The organism is Vulcanococcus sp. DEBay_Sum29NL08_54 (genome assembly GCF_017859255.1).
In the GTDB taxonomy this organism is placed as follows: domain Bacteria; phylum Cyanobacteriota; class Cyanobacteriia; order PCC-6307; family Cyanobiaceae; genus Vulcanococcus.
This window is the reverse complement of the sequence record NZ_JAFMNJ010000004.1, coordinates 42,282-60,394: the sequence shown is the minus strand read 5'-3', so window position 1 is coordinate 60,394 and position 18,113 is coordinate 42,282. Positions and strand designations below refer to the sequence as shown.

Below are 18,113 nucleotides of genomic sequence, written 5' to 3'. Positions count from 1 at the left end.
CATGACCCGCTCAGGCTGGCGTTTTTGGATCGATCGGGGCGGCACCTTCACCGATGTGGTGGCCAGCAGGCCGGATGGGGAGCTGGAGGTCTTCAAGGTGCTCTCGGAGCAACCCGACCATCCGGGGGATCCGGCGGTTCGGGTGATTCGTCAGTGCCTGGGACTGGGGACGGAGCAGCACGTCATTCCTCCGGGGCTCGTGGCCGAGGTGCGGCTGGGGACCACGGTGGCCACGAATGCCTTTTTGGAGCGCGGCGGTGCGCGCACCCTGTTGCTGATCAACCGGGGCTTCGCTGATCTGCTGACGATTGGAGATCAACACCGGCCTGATCTCTTCGCCTTGGCCATTCGCCGTCCGCAGCCGTTGCAGGGCCGGGTGATTGAGGTTCAGGGCCGCCTGGCGGCCGATGGCCAGGAGCTTGAGCCCCTGCTGTTGGATGAGGAACTGCGGGCTGCCGTTCAGGCGGCGAAGGAGGACGGCTACAGCAGTGTTGCCGTGGCCCTGCTGCACAGCACCACCAATGGGAGCCATGAGCAGCAACTTGGCTCCTGGTTGGAGCCATTCGGCTTTGAGCAGATCGCCCTCTCCCATCAGGTCAGTCCCCTGCCGCGCCTGGTGCCGCGGGGTCAGACCACGGTGCTGGAGGCCTCCGTGGGTCCGGTGCTGCAGGGTTATCTGCAGCAGGTGCAAGAGGCCCTGGGCCGCCATGTGCCGCTGCGGGTGATGCAGTCCAGTGGTGTCTTGGCTGCCCCAGCTGCGCTGCGCGCCAAGGACACGATCCTGTCGGGGCCGGCCGGGGGGCTCGTCGGTGCGGTGCGCACGGCGGCGGAGGCGGGCTTTGGCCGCATCGTCGGTTTTGACATGGGCGGGACGTCGACCGACGTTTGCTACTGCGATGGGCCCTGGCCCCGCTTGGAGCAGGTGGAGCTCGAGGGGCTGCCGATTCAGGCGCCGATGCTGGCGATTCACACCGTGGCCGCCGGCGGTGGATCGCGCCTCCAGTTCGATGGTGTGCGCCTGCGGGTCGGTCCCGAGTCGGCGGGGGCGGATCCCGGTCCGGCTTGCTATCGCCGCGGTGGGCCCCTGACCGTCACCGACGCCAATCTGTTGCTCGGGCGGCTGCAGAGCGAGCAGTTCCCCGCGGTCTTTGGCCCCAAGGCTGATCAACCGCTGGATGGGAGTGTTGTGCGGTCGCAGTTCGAAGCCCTTGGCGAGCGCTTGGGCTGCTCGGCCGAGGCGGCGGCCGAGGGGGCTCTGGACTTGGCCTTGGAGCGGATGGCCGAGGCGATTCGCCGCATCTCGATCCAGCAGGGCCATGACGTGCGTGAAGCCGTGCTCTGCTGCTTCGGTGGGGCTGGCGGCCAACACGCCTGTGCCCTGGCGGAGCGGCTGGGGATGCAGCAGGTGCTCCTGCATCCCTTCGCTGGGGTGCTGTCGGCCTACGGCATTGGCCTGGCGGATGAGGGGCAGGTGTGGGAGAAGTCCTGGGGGCGTCCGCTCTCAGCAGGCGACTTGGCTGCACTGGAGGCGATCACGGCTGAACGGATCCGTGCCGTCCCCGCGTCTCCCCAGCTGCAGCGGACCCTGCAGTTGCGCTTACCAGGCCGGGACCAGTGCCTGGCGGTGCCTTGGCCCCAGCCCTGCCCGGGCCCTGAGCGGCTGCGGCAGCAGTTCATCGCCCAGTTCCAGCAGCGCTACGGCTACCTCCCCAGCGGCGATCGGCCCGAGATTGTCGTCGATCGCCTCAGCCTGGAGTTCAGCTGGCCCGGTGCCATGGCTCGCCCCCGCTCCAGCTATGCCGTCGCCGCCGAGCCCCAAGGGCCCGGGAGCGTCTCGGTCTTCCTGGATGGCGCCTGGAGGTCCGCCGCCCTCTGGCAGCGCGCCCAGATCGCCCCGGGTCAGTGCATTGAGGGTCCGGCCTTGATCTGTGAGGCCACAGGCACCAACCTGCTGCCCGCGTCCTGGCGTGCGCGCTGCCTGCCTGGGGGCGAATTGCTCTTGAGCCGTGAGGCAGCGGCTGGTCTTCAGTCCAGCAAGGCCCAGACCACTGATCCTGACCCGGTCAATTTGGAGTTGTTCGGCCATCGCTTCATGGCGATTGCTGAGCAGATGGGCACCCGTCTGCAGCAGACCAGCGTCTCGGTGAACATCAAAGAGCGCCTGGATTTCTCCTGTGCCCTCTTTGACGGGCGGGGACGTCTGGTGGCCAATGCGCCGCACATCCCCGTTCACCTGGGCTCCATGGGGGAGAGCGTGTTGGCCCTGATGCGGGCCGTTGAGCAGGGGGAGCTCGAGCCCCTGCAGCCCGGGGATGCGGTCGTCTCCAACAACCCGTTCAATGGCGGCACCCATCTGCCGGACCTCACGCTGATTACGCCGCTGTTTTCCCCCTCAGGCGGTGACCAGCCCGTGGCCTTCGTCGCCTCCCGCGGCCACCACGCCGATGTGGGAGGGATCACGCCTGGATCCATGCCATCCAGTAGTCGTTCGATTGCGGAGGAGGGACTGCTGTTCGACAACGTCCCGCTGGTGCGGGGCGGCCGGCTGCTGGAGCAGGCCTGGCGGGAGCGGCTGGCCCAGGGGCCCTGGCCGGCCCGCAACCCCGATCAGCTGCTGGCGGATTTGCAGGCGCAACTGGCAGCCAATGACCTCGGGGTTCAGCGTCTGTTGGCCTTGATGGATGCGGTGGGTGAAGCGCGGGTGCTGGCCTACATGGGTCACGTCCAGGATCAGGCGGCCGCTGCGGTGCGTCAGGTCCTCAGTCGACTGTCCGATGGCGAGGCGCGGGTTCCGCTGGATGCCGGCCCGGAGATCGTCGTTCGCCTGTCGGTGGATCGCCAGCAGCGCCGCGCTCGGATTGATTTCAGCGGGACCTCCGCTCAGATTGAGGGCAATCTCAACGCCCCCTTGGCGATCACCAAGGCTGTGGTGCTCTATGTCTTCCGCTGCCTAGTGCAGGAGCCGATTCCCCTGAATGCCGGCTGTTTTGATCCCTTGGAACTGGTGGTGCCGGAAGGCTGTCTATTGAACCCCCGGCCCCCAGCCGCTGTGGTGGCGGGGAATGTTGAGACCTCCCAAGCGGTGGCCAATGCCCTGTTTGCGGCGGTGGGGGCGCTGGCGGCCTCCCAGGGGACGATGAATAACTTGAGCTTTGGCAATGCCCATTGCCAGTACTACGAGACGGTGTGCGGCGGAACCGGAGCTGGCGAGGGGTTTGCGGGTGCCGATGCGGTGCAGAGCCACATGACCAACTCCCGCCTGACGGATCCAGAAATCCTGGAGCAGCGCTTACCGGTGCGGCTTGAGCAGTTTGCGATTCGCGCCGGCAGCGGGGGCATCGGCCGCTGGCCCGGTGGCCATGGCGTGGTGCGGACCCTGACGGCCCTGGAGCCCTTGACGGCCTCCCTGCTCAGCGGCAGTCGCCTGGTGCCCCCCTTCGGTCTGGCCGGTGGCGGCGCTGGGGCCTGCGGTCAAAACAGCCTGCGGCGGGCCGGCTCTGCGCAGCTGGAGCCCTTGCCGGGTTCTGCGCTGGTGGAGCTGCAGCCCGGTGATCAACTCCAGATGGCGACCCCCGGTGGCGGCGGCTATGGAGCAATGGAGCCATGAGACGACACTCCCCCTTCGCCATGGCTGTGGCCTGCCTCGCCCTGGCCTTCCCCAACGCGGCCGGGGCGAACCTCTTGCAGGAGCGCAGTCAACGTTTCCATCCCGTTGAGTCCTCCGCCGGAGTCGTGGCAGCCCAGGAGGCCCAGGCCGCGGCGGTGGGTGCTGAGATCCTGCGCCGGGGCGGCAATGCCGTCGATGCGGCCGTCGCGACGTCCTTTGCCCTAGCGGTGACCCTGCCCCAGGCGGGCAATTTGGGCGGCGGCGGCTTCCTGTTGCTCTGGCTGCCCAAGCGGGGGCCGATTCGCACCTGTGCGGCGGTAGCCCGGGGACCGGAGCTTCCCCAGGCCATCAGCCTGGGCCGAGGTGAGGCCGTGGCCCTGAACTTCCGCGAGAAGGCTCCGCTGGCGGCCCGGGCGGATCTGTTCTTGAACCCCGACGGCACGGTGAATCGCCAGCGGGCCCTGCGCAGCCTCCTGAGCACGGGGGTCCCCGGCACGGTGGCTGGCTTGACCCAGGTGCAACGCCGCTATGGCTGCCTCTCCCTCGCCCAGGTGATGCAGCCGGCGATTGACCTGGCTGAACAGGGTGTTCTGGTGGGGCCGGAGTTGAGTGACTCCCTCCAGGCGGCGGCGCCGTTGCTGAAGGCTGATCCCACGAGCCGTTCCCAGTTCTTCAAGCCCGATGGGGCCCCCTACCTGAGCGGCGAGCGCCTGAAGCAACCGCTGCTGGCGCGCAGTCTGCGCTGCATTGCTGAGCAGGGCGCCCGTTGCTTCTACAGCGGTCCCTTGGCCGAGAACCTGGTCGCTTTGATGCAGGCCCAGGGCGGTCTGATCAGCCTGGAGGATCTCAAGCGCTATCAAGCCCCCTGGATGCGTCCGCTGCAGGGGGAACTCCGGGGCTATCCCGTGCTGACGATGCCCCCTCCCAGCGGGGGCGGGGCCACCCTGCTGCAACTGCTCAAGGTCCTGGAGCCGCTGCAGCTTCAGCGCAGCGGTCTGAACAGCGCCGCGACGATTCACCGGATGGTGGAGGCCATGAACCTGGCCTACCGGGACCGCAACCGACTCCTGGGCGATCCGGACCAGGTGGCGATGCCGCTGGATCGTCTCCTCAGTGATCGCTATGCCGATGCCCAACGGCGACAGATTCGGCTCGATCGTCACCGCCCTGCCGCTGAGCTGGAAGCCGAGGTACTGCCGGCCCAGGGCGGCACCAATACGACCCACCTCTCTGTGGTGGACCGCGATGGCGGGTTGGTGAGCACCACCACCACCTTGAACACGGCCTACGGCAATGGCATCAGCGTTCCTGGCGCCGGGTTCCTACTCAACAACGAGATGGACGACTTCACGGCCAAGCCCGGAGCGCCCAATGCCTACGGCCTGCGCCAGGGCAGCCAGAACGCCATCGCCCCAGAACGCCGTCCCCTCAGCTCGATGACCCCGACCCTGGTGTTCCACGCCGATGGCAGGCCCCTGCTGGCCACGGGCAGCCCAGGCGGAAGCCGGATCATCACCACAGTTCTGCAGGTGCTGCTGAACCGGTTGGTGCATGGCCTCAACCTGGCCTCAGCGGTGGCAGAGACCCGGATCCACAGCCAACTCTGGCCTGATCAAATCAGCACGGAGCAGGGGTTGAGTCCCGACACCTGGCGGCTGCTGGAGCAGCGGGGCCATCAACTCCAGCTGCGTCCAGCGATGGGGTCAGCGAACTCTGCAGAAGTCCGCTACGACGCCGAGAGACTCCTTGGCAGTTGGGGTGTGGCTGACCCCCGTCGACCGGATGCCGCGGCAGTGCCGGAGCATCCCTAGACGCGCAGCATCGACGGCAGCCAGTTCACCAAGGGCGGGAAGCAGACGATCAGCAGCAAGACCGCGAGTTGAACGCCGATGAAGGGCCAGGCACCGCGGTAGATCGACTGGGTGCTGACCTCGTCTGGAGCCACCCCGCGGAGGAAGAACAGGGCAAAGCCGAAGGGGGGCGAGAGGAACGAGGTCTGCAGGTTCGCGCCGATCAGCACCCCAAACCAGAGCAGGGCCTCAGGTCCCAGCAACTGCCGCGCGCTGGGCAGCAGCAAGGGCAAGACGATGAACGCGATCTCAAAAAAGTCGATGAAGAAGCCCAGGGCAAAGATCACGGCCATGCTCACCAGCAAAAAGCCCGCCTTGCCCCCCGGCAGGTTGAGCAGCAGATCGCTGATCAGCTGATCGCCGCCCACGCCGCGGAAGACCAGGCTGAAGGCGGTGGATCCCAGCAGAATCGCCATCACCATCGCGGTGGTGCGCAGGGTGTCGTCGCAGACCTGATTGAGGCCGCGGCGATTCAGTCCCCCCTCCAGGGCCGCCAGGGCCATGGCTCCGATCGCCCCAATCGCTCCAGCTTCGGTGGGGGTGGCCAGGCCAAAAAAGATGCTGCCCAGCACCAGCAGGATCAAGCCCAGGGGCGGCAGCAGCACCTTCAACAGTGCCCCGCCGCTCGGCTGGCTGGAGCCGGCCTCGGCGGTGAGGGCTGGCGCTAGCTCGGGCTTCAGGCTGCTGATGACCAGGACGTAGAGCGCGAAGCCCGCGGTCATCAGCACCCCGGGGATCAGCGATCCCAGAAACAGGTCACCAACGGAGACCCCCAACTGGTCGCCAAGCACCACCAGCACGATGCTTGGCGGAATGATCTGGCCCAGGGTGCCGGAGGCGGCAATGACTCCTGTGGCCAGGGAACGGTCGTAGCCCGCCCGCAGCATCACCGGCAGGGAGATCAGTCCCATGGTGGTGACCGTGGCGGCGACGACACCGGTGGTTGCGGCGAGGAGCGCCCCCACCAGCACCACCGCCAGGGCCAGGCCGCCGCGGACTCCCCGCAGCAGTTGGCCCATGGCCACAAGCAATCGTTCGGCGATGCCCGAGCGCTCGAGCATGGCCCCCATGAACACGAAGGCCGGAATCGCCAGCAACGTGAAGTTGCTCATGATCCCGAAGATCCGCTGGGGCAGCGCCGTCAAGAACTGTGGTTCAATCACCCCAACGGCCATCCCCAACAGGGCGAAGAGCACCGAGATGCCGCCCAGGCCGAAGGCCACCGGGTAGCCGCTCAGTAGCGCCAGCACCAGGGCGATGAACATCGCGGGCCCCAGCACCTCGCCGGGGAAAAAGGTGATGACGTAGCCGAAGGCCTCCAGTTCCATCAGCGCTCACGCCTCAGGCGCAGCGCCTGGGCCAGCCCCTGCAGCGCCAACAAGCCAAAGCCCAGGGGGATCAAGCTTTTGATCCAGTAGCGCGGCAGGCCGTTGGGATCCGGCGACTGCTCCCAGATCTGCCAGGACTGCAGGGCGGGCAGTAGCGAGACCAGCAGCACCATGACCGCGAAGGGCAGCAGCAGCAGCAACGTCCCGCCGAGTTCAACCCGCCGTTGTTTGCGGGCGGACCAGCGGCTGTGGAGCACATCCACGCGGACATGGCCATTGCGCTGGAGCGTGTAGCCCAGCCCCAGCAGGAAGGCGATGGAAAACAGGGCCCACTGGGCCTCGATCAGGGCGTTGGAGCTCAGGCTCAGTCCCAGGGCCAGGCCGAGGTAGCGCCCGACCACATTCCAGGCCCCGACCACCAACATCAGCAGGATGGACCAGCGACCAATCCAGGCGGCACCCTGGTTCAGTCGATCGATCTGATCAGGCCAGTCCAAGCGCGCCATCAGCGGGGTTGGCCGTAGCTGAAGCTGGCGTAGGAGAGCTGATTCACCCGGTTCCAGGCCCAGATCTGCTCACGGAAGGTCTGCCAGCCGGCGTAGAGGGTTTTGAAATCCTGGTTCGTCCGCGCCGTGTCGGCGTAAAGCTGGTCGCTGGCTTCGCGGGCGGCCGTCAGGATCGCTTCGTCGTAGGCACGCAATTGGGTTCCGCCTGTAATCAGGCGCTGCAGGGCCTGACCGTTGAGGCTGTCGTAGCGGCTCAGCATCGAGAGGTTCGCTTCGTAGCAGGCCGTGCTGAACATCGCCTGATAGTCCGCCGGAAGGGCGCGCCAGGCGCTCTGGTTCACCAGGGCCGCGAGGGTCGGACCCGGTTCCCACCAGCCTGGGTAGTAGTAGAAGCGGGCCGCCCGGGGGAGGCCGAGCTTCTCGTCGTCGTAGGGGCCGGTCCACTCCGCCGCATCGATGGCGCCTCGATCGAGGGCCAGGTAGATCTCGCCGCCGGGTAGGACCTGAACGTTCACCCCGAGGGAGGCCATGACCTTGCCCCCCAGGCCGGGGATGCGCATCTTCAGGCCCCGCAGGGACTGCAGTCCCTCCAGTTCCCGTTTGAACCAGCCGCCCATTTGGGCTCCGGTGTTCCCCGCCGGGAAGCTGATCACACCGAAATCGGCGTAGAGGCGATTGATGGCCTCATTGCCGCCACCCTCATAGAGCCAGGCGTTCTGCTGCTGCGCCGTCAGGCCAAAGGGCACGGAGGTGCCGAAGGCCAGCGCGGGGTTCTTGCCGACGTAGTAGTAGCTGGAGGTGTGGCCGCATTCGACGGAGCCGTTTTGCACGGCGTCGAGCACTTCCAGGCCCGGCACCAGTTCCCCGGCGGCATAGGGCTCGATCTGGAAGCTGCCCTCGCTCAGTTCCGCGACCCGGCGGCTGATGGTCTGGGCGCCGCCAAAAATCGTGTCCAGGGAGTGGGGCCAGCTGGTGGCCATGCGCCAGCGCACCTGGGGCCGTGCGACCCCGGAGGCATCACCGACTTTGCGGATGCGGCAGGCACCCAGTAAGGAGGCTGCTCCCGCGGAGCCCGCCGCTGTGGCCGCAGCCCGCAGCAGGCCCCGCCGCTGCATCGTCAGGCCACCGCGGCGAAGCACTCGCGGAAGGCCGCGATGGTGGTGTCGATGTCTTCGTCGGAGTGGGCCAAGGAGGTGAAGCCCGCCTCAAAGGCGCTGGGGGCCAGGTAGATGCCGCGCTCGAGCATGGCGCGGTGCACCTTGCCGAAGCGCTCCGCATCGGCGGCTTTGGCCTCTTCGAAGTTGCGCACCGGACCCTCGCAGAGGAAGAAGCCGAACATGGCGCTCACCGAACCACCGGTGATGGGCAGACCCGCGCTGCGGGCGCCATCCATGATTCCGGCGATCAGGCGGCTGGTCATCGCTTCAAGGCGCTCGTAGCTGCCGGGTTGCTTGAGCAACTCCAGGGTCTTGATGCCAGCGGTCATGGCCAGGGGGTTTCCGCTGAGGGTGCCGGCCTGATACATCGGGCCGGCGGGGGCCACCATGCTCATGATGTCGGCGCGGCCGCCGTAGGCACCCACGGGCAGTCCGCCGCCAATGACCTTGCCCATGGTGGTCAGGTCAGGGGTGACGCCGAACTTGGCCTGGGCACCGCCGTAGCTGATGCGGAAGCCGGTCATCACTTCATCGAAGACCAGCAGGGCGCCGTTCTCCTTGGTCAGCTCACGAATGCCCTCGAGGAAGCCGGGCTCGGGGGTGATGAAGCCCGCGTTGCCGACGATCGGCTCGAGGATCACACCGGCGATCTCACCGGGGTTCTCAGCAAAGAGTTGCTTGACCGCTTCCAGGTCGTTGTAAGGAGCGGTGAGGGTGCTGGCGGCGGTGGTGCGCGGCACGCCAGGGGAATCGGGCAGGCCCAGGGTGGCCACACCGGAGCCGGCCTTCACCAGGAACATGTCCGCGTGGCCGTGGTAGCAGCCTTCGAACTTGATGATCTTTTCGCGGCCGGTGAAGGCGCGCATCAGGCGCAGCACCGACATGCAGGCCTCGGTGCCGCTGTTGACGAAGCGCACCATCTCCACGGAGGGGACGGCATCGATCACCATCTCGGCCAGCTGGTTCTCGAGGGCGCAGGGGGCGCCGAAGCTCGTGCCTTTCTCCAGGGCGTCGTGCAGCGCGCTGATCACCTCAGGGTGGGCATGGCCGCAGATGGCAGGGCCCCAGCTGCCGATGTAGTCGATGTAGCGGTTGCCATCGACGTCCCAGGCGTAGGCCCCTTTGACGCGGTCAAAGACGATCGGCTGGCCGCCAACCGAACGGAAGGCGCGCACGGGTGAACTGACGCCGCCGGGCATCAGCTTCTGGGCGGCACTGAAGAGTTCCTGGGAACGGGTGGTGTTGTGCACAGGTGCCGAGACAGGAGCCGAGGTCAAAACGGAATCCGCAGACTGGATTGGGGCTCGAGACCCCAAATGGGCCTTAAGCGTCGCCCATCCTTACGCAATCACCGCCCAAGCGGTCGAGACCGTGCCAGCTCGTTAAGGTCGTTGGGCGTCCCCACAATCGCTGTGAATCCAGACTGGGGCTTGGTTGAGCGCCGATTGAAGGCCCTGCTGCCGGCGCGCTCGGTGGTGGCCAAGCGTCAGGAGTTGCTGGCCTACGACTGCGATGGTTTGACGCTGCATCGCCATCAACCGCCCTTGGTGGTTTTGCCGGAGACCACCGCTGAGGTGGCGGCGGTGGTGCGCCTTTGCAACGAGCTTCAGGTTCCATTCATCGCCCGAGGCAGCGGCACGGGCCTCTCGGGCGGAGCCTTGGCGGAGCAGCCCGCGCTGGTCATCGCCACCAGCCGCATGCGCCGGGTGATCGCCATTGATCTCCCCAATGAGCGCATCACCGTGGAGCCCGGGGTGATCAACAGCTGGGTGACGCGGGCGGTCGCCGGCGATGGCTTCTATTACGCCCCCGATCCCTCCAGCCAGGTGGCCTGCAGCATCGGCGGGAACGTGGCGGAGAACTCCGGCGGGGTGCACTGCCTGAAGTACGGCGTGACGAGCAACCACGTCCTTTCGATGGAGGTGGTCCTCCCCGATGGCAGCGTGACGACCCTGGGTTCGGGCATGGCGGAGACCCCCGAGCTGGACCTGCGTGGGGTGTTCATCGGTAGTGAGGGAACCCTGGGGATTGCGACGGCCATCACCCTGCGCCTGTTGCGGCAACCGGCCTGCGTGGCGGTGCTGTTGGCGGACTTCGCCTCGATGGAGGCGGCGGGCGAGGCCGTGCGTCTGGTGACCGCCGCTGGGGTCCTGCCGGCGGGCATGGAAATCATGGATCGCCGCTGCATCCATGCGGTCAATGACTTCTTCGGCGTGGATGAGTACCCCCGCGAGGCCGCAGCTGTTCTGTTGGTGGAACTCGACGGGCACCCCCTGGAGGTCCAGGAGTCGGTGCAGATGGCCGCGGAGCTCTGCCGGGAGGCCGGAGCCGGTGGGGTCCGTGAGGCCTGGAGTCAGGAAGAGCGCGATCGCCTTTGGAAGGGCCGCAAGAGTGCGATTTCAGCCCTGGGCCGCCAATTCCCCAACTACTACTTGCAGGACGGGGTGGTGCCGCGGACGGCCCTGCCGCGGGTCTTGGCGGCGATTGAACGATTAAGTGAGGAGCACGGTCTGGCGGTGGCCAACGTCTTCCACGCCGGTGATGGCAACCTCCACCCCTTGATCCTGTATCGCGCCGATGAGCCCGGCGTGAACGAGCGGGTCACGGCCTTGGGGGCAGCCATCTTGAAGCTCTGCCTCGATGCTGGCGGCAGCATCAGTGGTGAACACGGGGTGGGCAGCGACAAGCGCTGCTACATGGACTGGATGTTCAGTCCCGATGACCTCGAGACGATGCAACTGGTGCGGCGGGCCTTTGATCCAGACGGCCTGGCCAACCCCGGCAAGATCTTCCCCACCCCGAAGAGCTGCGGAGAATCGGCCCGTCGCTGGGTGGAGCTGAAGGAGGAGGGCCAGCGCCTACCCGAGGGGGTCGAGCTCTACTAGGGCCAGCTGTCCTCGTCTTCGTCCTCTTCCGGCGGCCAGGCCAGGTTCACCACCACCGGGGCATGGTCACTGGGTTGGACATTGCCGCGGGGCTGTTTGTCGATGACGCAGCCGGTGGCGCAGCCCAGGAGCTCCTCTGAGAGATAGATGTGGTCGATGCGCCAGCCCAGGTCCCGGTCCCAGGCCCCGCTGCGGTAGTCCCACCAGCTCCAGTGCCCACTGCCCGGTTCAAAGACACGAAAGACATCCGTGAGGCGATCAGCGAGGGCGGCGCGCAGGGCTGTGCGCTCTGGATCGCTGGCCATGATCGTGCCGCTGAGGCGTTGCGGGTCCGGTAGATCCCGGTCCTCCAGACCGATGTTGAAGTCCCCCACCATGCAGAGCGGATCCCCTTGCTCCTCCTGCACCGCCAGGTAGCGCTGCAGGCAGGCCAGCCACTCAAGCTTGTAGGGGTATTTCTCGCTCTTCAGGGAGCTGCCATTGGGGACGTAGAGGTTCAGGATCCTCACCCCATCGACCATTCCGCTGATTACCCGTTTTTGTTCGCTGAGCGGCCCCGCGTCCGGGAGCAGGGCGTCGAAGCCCACCTGGACGTCCTCCAGCGGCTCTCGGCTGATCAGGGCGACGCCGTTGTAGGCCTTCTGTCCGCTGATGGCGCAGTGGTAGCCGATCTGCTCAAAGGCCTGCAGCGGGAACAGGTCGTCGCTGACCTTGGTCTCCTGCAGGCAGAGCACATCCGGTTCATGGGTCTGCAGCCAGGCCAACACTTGATCCAGGCGGGTCCGCACGGAATTGACGTTCCAGCTGGCGATGCGCATCGATGGGAGGTGGCTTGGGGCTGCTCCTAGCATTCCCGCCAAGCTGTTCGATCGAAGTGCCATGTACCGGGGACTCACCGCGGCCTTGATCGCGGCCGCCGCAGTGCTGCCCCTCGCGGCTCGCGCCCAGTCCGGCAACACGAACCTTGCTCCCGAGCCGAGCGTTTTTGATCAGGGCCCCGGTGGCACCAGTCGAAAGGGCGGGTCGCTGCTGGACAGCACGAATCCGATCGACCTGATGAACAAGCTGCGGCGCAGCTCGGCGATGGATGACGCCACCGACCCCGGCGACGCCATTGACGCGGCACTGCGTCAGCTCGACAGCCAGGCGGCTCCCCCTAGCTCTGGGGCTTCTTCTCCGCTGGTGACGGCTCCTTAGCGCTCTTTTTGTTCTCCCTGAGGCTGTCGAGTCCCCAGCTGGCGGCGACACGATCCAGGCGTGGGTCTTTCTTTTCCGGTTGCCTGGCCTGGGCGTCCGCCAGGGCCTGACCAGCTCCCGCGAGGTCGCCTTGGTCTTGTTTCAGCAAGGCAATGGCAAGAAGAGGTCTGGGGTCTCGCGGGAAATCTTTGGCGAGCTGTCCATAGAGGGCTAAGGCGTCCGCGCTCTTCCCTTGCCGCTGGCGCAGATCACCCAGCAGTAGGCCAAGACCCAGCTTTTGTGGCTGGGGGGTGGGTTTACTGCTGGCCTCCAGCAGGGTCTTGAGCTGGGCCTCGGCTTCGGCGCCGCGCCCCTGCTCCAGTTGGATCAGGGTGAGCAACTGCAGCGCTTCAATCCGATCGGGCTTGAGGTTGAGGATCTGGCGTAACTCCCGCTCAGCCCCGGGGCGGTCGTTGTTGTCGCGGCGGAGCTCCGCCAGCAGCAGACGCAGCTGCCAGTTCTGAGGCTGCTGATCGGCCAGGCGCTCCAGCACGAGGCTGGCCTCCTGGGATTGACCTTGCTGAATCAACAGATCGATGAGCCGCTGCTGATCCGCGTTGCTGGCGGATCCGTCGCCGAGGCGGGCTTGCAGCAGGGCAATTTGGCGCTCATTGCTGCCCTCGGGGCTGCCCTGGGCTTTGAGGGCTTGGTGCTGACCCAGCAGCCAGCCGCCGGTGAGTGACACCGTCACCAGCCCCGATGCCACCAGGGCGATGAGCACGCCATCGCGCTGGTTGGTGCGGCCGCGTGCCGGCATCGAGGAACCTGCAAGTGGGCCTCAGTCTGGGCCCTTTTTGCAAGCTCGGTACATTGTCCAGCGGGCGATGGATTTCACGAGCGCCCAGAGGGTTTCAGCCACGATGCGTCAACACCCCATTTCCCCGGTCACAGAACCGATGCAGTACCGCGCCATCGGCGTGGTGCGGGGGACTTACGTGCCGGCTGATGCAGATCAGCTCACCCGTGGAGTGATCCAGACCGAGGACGGCTCAGAGATTGATGCCGTTGTCCTTGGACGCGTGCTGACGCTGATGCGTCGTCACTTGGACCTGAGCAAGCCCCACCTCTGGGTGGCCTATCCCCGTTTCCGCGATCCCGATCAGCTCCATCTCCAGCTGGTGGGGGTCTGGGAACCCAGCACCCTCTCCCCCGAGGAGAGTGCCGATGAGGGGGATGACCTGCCCGAAGGCGATGGCTATTTCTCGGTGCGCGGCGAGCTGATCTACACCCGTCCAGAGGACGGTGATCTGGTCGTCAAGATTCGCCAGCAGCCCAGGCCTGACGGTCGCCGCCCAACCCCGTTCAAACTCCAGCTGAAGGGCCAGGTGGATCCCGCCCATCTGCGCCACTTCGTTTCATTGGATCTGCGCCGCGAGGGTCAAACCCTGCAGGTTGAGAACCACGAAGTCATTGCTCCTGTGCCCCAACGGGCCGGCCGCGGTCGCGGCGGTCCCCGCGGTGCTCGCCGCTAGGTGCGTCTGGCCAGCTCCGATCAGGGATCAACGGCGGCGTTGCGGGCCGGTGTTGCTGTCGCGGGCATCAGTGTTGTCTCCGTTGTGGGCCCTGTGCTGGGCCTCTCCCCCTGGCTGATTGCCGGAGCGGCCGGTGGGGCACTGACGGCCCTGACGCTGGATGCAGCTCGCTTTGGTGGCCTGGGGGGCCATCTGCTGGCCGAGGCCCTGCCCTTTGGTCTGGGTCGCTCTCGGCTGAGACGGATTGCTGTGCATGAGGCCGGACACCTGCTGCTGGCCGCAGAGAACCAGTTGCCGGTGAAGCAGGTTCTGGTGGGCAGCCGCGCCTGTTTGCGCCATGGTTTGCGCGTGAACGGCAGCACCGAATTGGAACCTCCCGCCCAGGTGAAGATGCCGCTGGAGGATCTGCGGCGTTGGAGCCGGGTGCTTCTGGCGGGGATGGTGGCGGAGGTCGTCGAGTACGGCGGCTCCCGCGGCGGCGCCGATGACCGGGCTCTGCTGGGACGGCTCTGGGGCCTCTCCGGACACGATGTGATGACGGCGCAAAACGAGCAGCGTCGCGCCCGCCGCGAGGTGCAGCAGTGGCTGGAGCAGCACCGCGAGCAGCTTCAGGCCAGCGCGGAGCAGCTTCTGCAGGAGGCCTGATGGGATCCCTGGCGGTGGTGGATTGCCCGACGGGATTGGCCGGGAACATGCTCCTGGCGGCCCTGTTCGACTGCGGACTGCCTGAGGAGGTGGTCCACCAACCCCTGGCGGCCTTGGGTTTGGCTGGGCTCTATCGCCTGCAGCTGGAGGAGCGCCGCAGCGCAGGACTGCGTGGCTTGCATCTGGAGGTGGAGCTGCTGGAGCGGCAGCCCCCCCATCGCCACTGGGCGAGCCTCAAAGAGCAGATTCAGGCAGCCGATTGGCCGCCGGCACTCCGTGAGTCGGTGTTGAGGGCCTTTGGGGTGCTGGCGGAGGCGGAAGGCGCGGTCCATGGCCACCCGCCCGAGCAGGTGCATTTCCATGAGGTGGGGGCCCTGGATGCCCTGGTGGATGTGGTCGGCGTCTGCGCTGGCTTGCAGCACTTCGGGGTTGAGCGCCTGATCTGCAGTCCTCCACCCGCTGGCCATGGCCAGGTCAAGAGTGCCCACGGCCTGCTGCCGGTGCCGGTGCCCGCGGTGCTGGAGCTGGCCACGCGCCATGGGGTTCCGCTCGCCACGAGTGCGGGCTTTCCTGCAGCGGAATTGACGACGCCGACGGGATTGGCCCTGATGGTGGCCTGGGCAGAGTGCTTCGCGCCGGCGCCGTCCCTGCGTCCGAGCCGGCTGGGGATCGGGCTGGGCACGCGCGAGTTGGATCGCCCGAATCAGTTGCGCCTGCTCCTGGCTGAGGCGGATGTCCCCGCTAGCAGCGCGCCCGAGTTGCAGACCGTTGTGCAGCAGCAGGCCCAGATCGACGATGCCACCCCGGAGGATGTGGCCTTCCTCCAGGAGGCCCTGCGGGAGGCCGGGGCGTTGGAGGTCTTTGCCCAGCCGGTCGTGATGAAGAAGGGACGCGCGGGCAGCTTGATCACAGCATTGGCCTGGCCGGAGCAGGCGGAGGCCCTGCGGGCGATCTGGTGGCGCTATGGCAGCAGCCTGGGGGTGCGTGAGCAGCAGCAGCAGCGCTGGGCCCTGCCTCGGCAGATCGAGCAGCGGCAGACGCCCTGGGGGCCCGTGCGCTTCAAGCGCTCCATCCGCCCCGATGGCAGCGCGCTCTGCAAGCCGGAACTGGAGGACTTGATTCCCTTGGCGCAGCAGCGGCAGCTGCCCCTGGATCAGCTGCGCGCAGAGCTGCTCCGCTGGCTGGAGGAGCAGCCGTGATCCAGCGGCTGAGGGGGCTCTCTCTGCCTGGGGGCGCCCGGCTTTGGGTGAGTGCGGCGAGCTTTGCTTTTGTTCTGACGGCTGTGGTCTCCCATGGCAGCCAGCTCTTGCAGCTCAGCCTGGATCGTCAGTCCTGGCTCTGGCTCGCCTTGGGCCTCGGGCTGAGTGCCTTGAGCCTGGTGGTCAATGGCTTGGCGTGGGGAGTGGTGCTGCGCTGGTTCGGTGCGGCACCGCGCTGGACGCCTGTGCTGCTGCTCTTCCTCGAGTCGAATCTGCGCAAGTACCTGCCAGGTGGGGTGTGGCATCTGGTCACGCGGGTTCGGGCCCTGCGCGCTGGTGGACCCTGCCGCCAACCCCTGAGTGGTCGGCAGGCCCTGGGGACCGTCCTGCTGGATCCGCTTTTGATGGCGGCGGCGGCCTTGGCCCTGGTGGCCCTGGGGGGAGGGCTGGGTCTGTTGGGCCTGCTGCCTTTGCTGGCCCTGGTACCGCGTTGGTTAAACCCTCTGCTGGAGGGTCTGGAGCGCCGCCGCGCCCAAGCCCTGGAGGTTGATCCCGCCGGCCTGAACCCAGGGAGCCTGCGCTTGCCGGGCTATCCCTGGCTGCCCCTGCTGGCGGAGTTGGTCTTTGTTCTCTGCCGCTTCGGAGGCTTCGCCTGCTGCGTTCAAGCCTTTGACCTCAGCGTTCAACTGAGCTGGTGGGGCTGGTTGTCCGGGTTCGCCCTGGCCTGGACGGCTGGGCTGGTGGTGCCTGCTGCCCCTGGGGGGCTGGGGGTGTTTGAGGCGGTGTTGGTGCTGCGCCTGGCGGTGTCGGTCCCCGAGGCCCCCCTGCTGGCGGTGGCCCTGAGCTACAGGCTCGTGGTGTCCCTGGCGGATTGTCTGATGGCCGCCGCTGCCCGCCGGGACCTGGCGGCACTTCGCAACAGTGGGTATTGTTGAGAAGTGCCCTGAGAGAGCGTCTTGCCCGCTGGTCCCGTCTCCCCGGTGCAGGCCGATGCCTTACGCAGCTCGCTGCATGACCGCGGACAGCGTCTGACGCCCCAGCGGCAACGGGTCTTGGCCCTGTTTGAGCGCCTGGGCGAGGGGAGTCATCTCAGTGCCGAGGAGGTGCATCAGCGCCTGCTGAAGGCGGAGGAGCGGGTCTCCCTGGCCACGGTGTATCGCACCTTGCGGCTACTGAGCTCGATGGAGCTGCTCTGCGAATTGGAGCTGCCCGAAGGGGGCCGGCGCTTTGAGCTGGCCAGTGATGAGGCCCACCGGGACCACCACCACTTGGTCTGTGCCCGCTGCGGACACACCGAGGAGTTTGAAAGCGAAGCGGTGCTTCAGGCCGGCGGTGAAGCAGCGGCTCTACACGGCTTTCAGCTGCTCAACTGCGTCTTGAACGTGCGGGCGCTTTGTCCCGCTTGTTCCCAGCAGGAGGACGAGGTTTGATCAGCGGCGGTTGACCCGGACCGGCACGAGCGACGGTTGCATCAAACCGCCGCCGCCGTTGTCATCGTCCGAGTCGGTGGCGAGCCAGAAAATCAGACCGACGAGCCCCAGAACCGTTGTGAGTGCAGTGAACTCGGCCATCCGGGGGATGCGGTTCGACACACCATAACGGCGTTTTTCGCTTCTGCTGTCGCGGATGCTGCAGCTCAGAGGGGTGCAATCGCCAGCAGACCGCCGGCCAGCACCAGCAGCCCGGCCCCGAGGCTGGCCAGCTTGCGGTCAAGCCGCTGGCTCAGCCAGGCGCTGCCGCCCACCACCGCAGCGGAGCTCAGCAGGGCGCCAATCCACCAGAAGGAGCTGCCACTGGACTCCAGGCCATGGAGCATGGCGTGCAGGGCGACGGCCCCGCCAACGGCGAGGGCCAGGATCGAACGACCGCAGTGACCGCGCAGCACCAGAACAAGCACGGCAGCAACAGCCGAGATTGCCAGTGCTGCCAGCACTTCAGCCCCGGGTAGTTGCCCGCCAAAGCTGCCCACGATCGAACCCAGCAGCGCGCCAGCAACGGCAGTGGTCAGCAACGGGCGCCCGGCCTGGGCAACACAGAGACCGACGGTCACCAGCATCAGCAGGTGATCCAGTCCGAGCAGGGGGTGCAGGGCGCCACCCATGACGCCATGGTCGGCGCTGCCATGGGCACCGGCCGGGAGCATGGAGAGCAGGCTCAGTCCCAGTCCAGCTGCAGTGCTGCTCAGCAGCGATCGGGTCAGTTTCGAGTTCATGGCAGATCCGGTCCGC

At 67.0% G+C, this 18,113-nt stretch carries 17 protein-coding genes; 9 read left to right on the top strand and 8 right to left on the bottom strand.

Annotated elements, in window-relative coordinates; genetic code table 11:
• Position 1: 1 nt before the first annotated feature.
• Together QZ186_RS02505 and ggt are read left to right on the top strand one after the other, a co-directional pair.
• On the top strand, positions 2-3,607 hold the full coding sequence (locus tag QZ186_RS02505; RefSeq protein ID WP_296415646.1) for a hydantoinase B/oxoprolinase family protein: 3,606 nt from the start codon (positions 2-4) through the stop codon (positions 3,605-3,607).
• Positions 3,604-5,418 (top strand): gamma-glutamyltransferase, encoded by a 1,815-nt coding sequence (gene ggt / locus QZ186_RS02500; protein ID WP_367268112.1) that lies wholly within the window; start codon positions 3,604-3,606, stop codon positions 5,416-5,418. The genes QZ186_RS02505 and ggt overlap by 4 nt, the downstream gene beginning before the upstream one ends.
• On the opposite strand, the gene QZ186_RS02495 is transcribed toward ggt, so the two are convergent.
• Genes QZ186_RS02495 through hemL form a run of 4 tightly spaced genes read right to left on the bottom strand, consistent with a single transcriptional unit; the run spans position 5,415 to position 9,647 of the window.
• Entirely contained in the window at positions 5,415-6,785 is a 1,371-nt protein-coding gene (locus tag QZ186_RS02495) for a TRAP transporter large permease subunit (protein ID WP_296415645.1), read from the bottom strand. The genes ggt and QZ186_RS02495 overlap by 4 nt on opposite strands.
• Positions 6,785-7,291 (bottom strand): TRAP transporter small permease subunit, encoded by a 507-nt coding sequence (locus QZ186_RS02490; RefSeq protein WP_296415644.1) that lies wholly within the window; start codon positions 7,289-7,291, stop codon positions 6,785-6,787. Before QZ186_RS02490 ends, QZ186_RS02495 begins: the two co-directional genes overlap by 1 nt.
• Complete coding sequence (locus QZ186_RS02485) at positions 7,291-8,406, bottom strand: TRAP transporter substrate-binding protein (protein ID WP_296415684.1); 1,116 nt, start codon at positions 8,404-8,406, stop codon at positions 7,291-7,293. Before QZ186_RS02485 ends, QZ186_RS02490 begins: the two co-directional genes overlap by 1 nt.
• A 2-nt stretch (positions 8,407-8,408) precedes the next feature.
• Complete coding sequence (gene hemL / locus QZ186_RS02480; RefSeq protein ID WP_232197257.1) at positions 8,409-9,647, bottom strand: glutamate-1-semialdehyde 2,1-aminomutase; 1,239 nt, start codon at positions 9,645-9,647, stop codon at positions 8,409-8,411.
• A gap of 213 nt (positions 9,648-9,860) precedes the next feature.
• On the opposite strand from hemL, the gene QZ186_RS02475 reads away from it, so the two are divergent.
• Positions 9,861-11,333 carry an FAD-linked oxidase C-terminal domain-containing protein gene (locus QZ186_RS02475; protein WP_296415643.1) on the top strand — a complete coding sequence of 491 codons (1,473 nt, stop codon included), beginning with the start codon at positions 9,861-9,863 and terminating at the stop codon, positions 11,331-11,333.
• On the opposite strand, the gene xth is transcribed toward QZ186_RS02475, so the two are convergent.
• Complete coding sequence (xth, locus tag QZ186_RS02470) at positions 11,330-12,151, bottom strand: exodeoxyribonuclease III (RefSeq protein ID WP_296415642.1); 822 nt, start codon at positions 12,149-12,151, stop codon at positions 11,330-11,332. The genes QZ186_RS02475 and xth overlap by 4 nt on opposite strands.
• On the opposite strand from xth, the gene QZ186_RS02465 reads away from it, so the two are divergent.
• Positions 12,144-12,530, top strand: coding sequence for a hypothetical protein (locus tag QZ186_RS02465; protein ID WP_156797842.1), 387 nt, complete (start codon positions 12,144-12,146; stop codon positions 12,528-12,530). The two genes, xth and QZ186_RS02465, sit on opposite strands and share 8 nt — an antisense overlap.
• Here the strand turns inward: QZ186_RS02465 and QZ186_RS02460 are convergent.
• Positions 12,490-13,326: a tetratricopeptide repeat protein gene (locus QZ186_RS02460; protein WP_247477422.1), complete on the bottom strand. Its 837-nt coding sequence runs from the start codon at positions 13,324-13,326 to the stop codon at positions 12,490-12,492. The genes QZ186_RS02465 and QZ186_RS02460 overlap by 41 nt on opposite strands.
• A 103-nt stretch (positions 13,327-13,429) precedes the next feature.
• Here QZ186_RS02460 and QZ186_RS02455 point away from each other — a divergent pair, with 103 nt between their 5' ends.
• From QZ186_RS02455 to QZ186_RS02435, 5 genes are read left to right on the top strand one after another with little or no spacing between them, the layout of a single operon-like run.
• Positions 13,430-14,041 carry a hypothetical protein gene (locus QZ186_RS02455; protein WP_029626185.1) on the top strand — a complete coding sequence of 204 codons (612 nt, stop codon included), beginning with the start codon at positions 13,430-13,432 and terminating at the stop codon, positions 14,039-14,041.
• A gap of 6 nt (positions 14,042-14,047) precedes the next feature.
• Positions 14,048-14,686, top strand: a complete 639-nt coding sequence (locus tag QZ186_RS02450; protein WP_029626186.1) for a hypothetical protein — start codon at positions 14,048-14,050, stop codon at positions 14,684-14,686.
• Positions 14,686-15,885: a nickel pincer cofactor biosynthesis protein LarC gene (gene larC / locus QZ186_RS02445; RefSeq protein ID WP_296415640.1), complete on the top strand. Its 1,200-nt coding sequence runs from the start codon at positions 14,686-14,688 to the stop codon at positions 15,883-15,885. Before QZ186_RS02450 ends, larC begins: the two co-directional genes overlap by 1 nt.
• On the top strand, positions 15,882-16,820 hold the full coding sequence (locus QZ186_RS02440; protein ID WP_296415639.1) for a lysylphosphatidylglycerol synthase domain-containing protein: 939 nt from the start codon (positions 15,882-15,884) through the stop codon (positions 16,818-16,820). The genes larC and QZ186_RS02440 overlap by 4 nt, the downstream gene beginning before the upstream one ends.
• Before the next feature lie 21 nt (positions 16,821-16,841).
• Entirely contained in the window at positions 16,842-17,315 is a 474-nt protein-coding gene (locus QZ186_RS02435; RefSeq protein WP_010315808.1) for a Fur family transcriptional regulator, read from the top strand.
• Here QZ186_RS02435 and QZ186_RS02430 read toward each other — a convergent pair whose 3' ends face one another.
• Together QZ186_RS02430 and QZ186_RS02425 are read right to left on the bottom strand one after the other, a co-directional pair.
• On the bottom strand, positions 17,316-17,456 hold the full coding sequence (locus tag QZ186_RS02430) for a hypothetical protein (RefSeq protein WP_010315811.1): 141 nt from the start codon (positions 17,454-17,456) through the stop codon (positions 17,316-17,318). It lies immediately after the preceding gene.
• Positions 17,457-17,521: 65 nt separating this feature from the next.
• Positions 17,522-18,097 (bottom strand): HupE/UreJ family protein, encoded by a 576-nt coding sequence (locus QZ186_RS02425; protein WP_296415637.1) that lies wholly within the window; start codon positions 18,095-18,097, stop codon positions 17,522-17,524.
• Between the last annotated feature and the right edge of the window lie 16 nt (positions 18,098-18,113).

What these genes read in the sequence shown, in the direction of transcription:
- QZ186_RS02505 (WP_296415646.1), top strand. Translation starts at nt 2, where the DNA reads ATGACCCGCTCAGGCTGGCGTTTTTGGATCGATCGGGGCGGCACCTTC.
- ggt (WP_367268112.1), top strand. Translation starts at nt 3,604, where the DNA reads ATGAGACGACACTCCCCCTTCGCCATGGCTGTGGCCTGCCTCGCCCTG.
- QZ186_RS02495 (WP_296415645.1), bottom strand. Translation starts at nt 6,785, where the DNA reads ATGGAACTGGAGGCCTTCGGCTACGTCATCACCTTTTTCCCCGGCGAG.
- QZ186_RS02490 (WP_296415644.1), bottom strand. Translation starts at nt 7,291, where the DNA reads ATGGCGCGCTTGGACTGGCCTGATCAGATCGATCGACTGAACCAGGGT.
- QZ186_RS02485 (WP_296415684.1), bottom strand. Translation starts at nt 8,406, where the DNA reads ATGCAGCGGCGGGGCCTGCTGCGGGCTGCGGCCACAGCGGCGGGCTCC.
- hemL (WP_232197257.1), bottom strand. Translation starts at nt 9,647, where the DNA reads ATGCCCGGCGGCGTCAGTTCACCCGTGCGCGCCTTCCGTTCGGTTGGC.
- QZ186_RS02465 (WP_156797842.1), top strand. Translation starts at nt 12,144, where the DNA reads ATGCGCATCGATGGGAGGTGGCTTGGGGCTGCTCCTAGCATTCCCGCC.
- xth (WP_296415642.1), bottom strand. Translation starts at nt 12,151, where the DNA reads ATGCGCATCGCCAGCTGGAACGTCAATTCCGTGCGGACCCGCCTGGAT.
- QZ186_RS02460 (WP_247477422.1), bottom strand. Translation starts at nt 13,326, where the DNA reads ATGCCGGCACGCGGCCGCACCAACCAGCGCGATGGCGTGCTCATCGCC.
- QZ186_RS02455 (WP_029626185.1), top strand. Translation starts at nt 13,430, where the DNA reads ATGCGTCAACACCCCATTTCCCCGGTCACAGAACCGATGCAGTACCGC.
- larC (WP_296415640.1), top strand. Translation starts at nt 14,686, where the DNA reads ATGGGATCCCTGGCGGTGGTGGATTGCCCGACGGGATTGGCCGGGAAC.
- QZ186_RS02430 (WP_010315811.1), bottom strand. Translation starts at nt 17,456, where the DNA reads ATGGCCGAGTTCACTGCACTCACAACGGTTCTGGGGCTCGTCGGTCTG.
- QZ186_RS02425 (WP_296415637.1), bottom strand. Translation starts at nt 18,097, where the DNA reads ATGAACTCGAAACTGACCCGATCGCTGCTGAGCAGCACTGCAGCTGGA.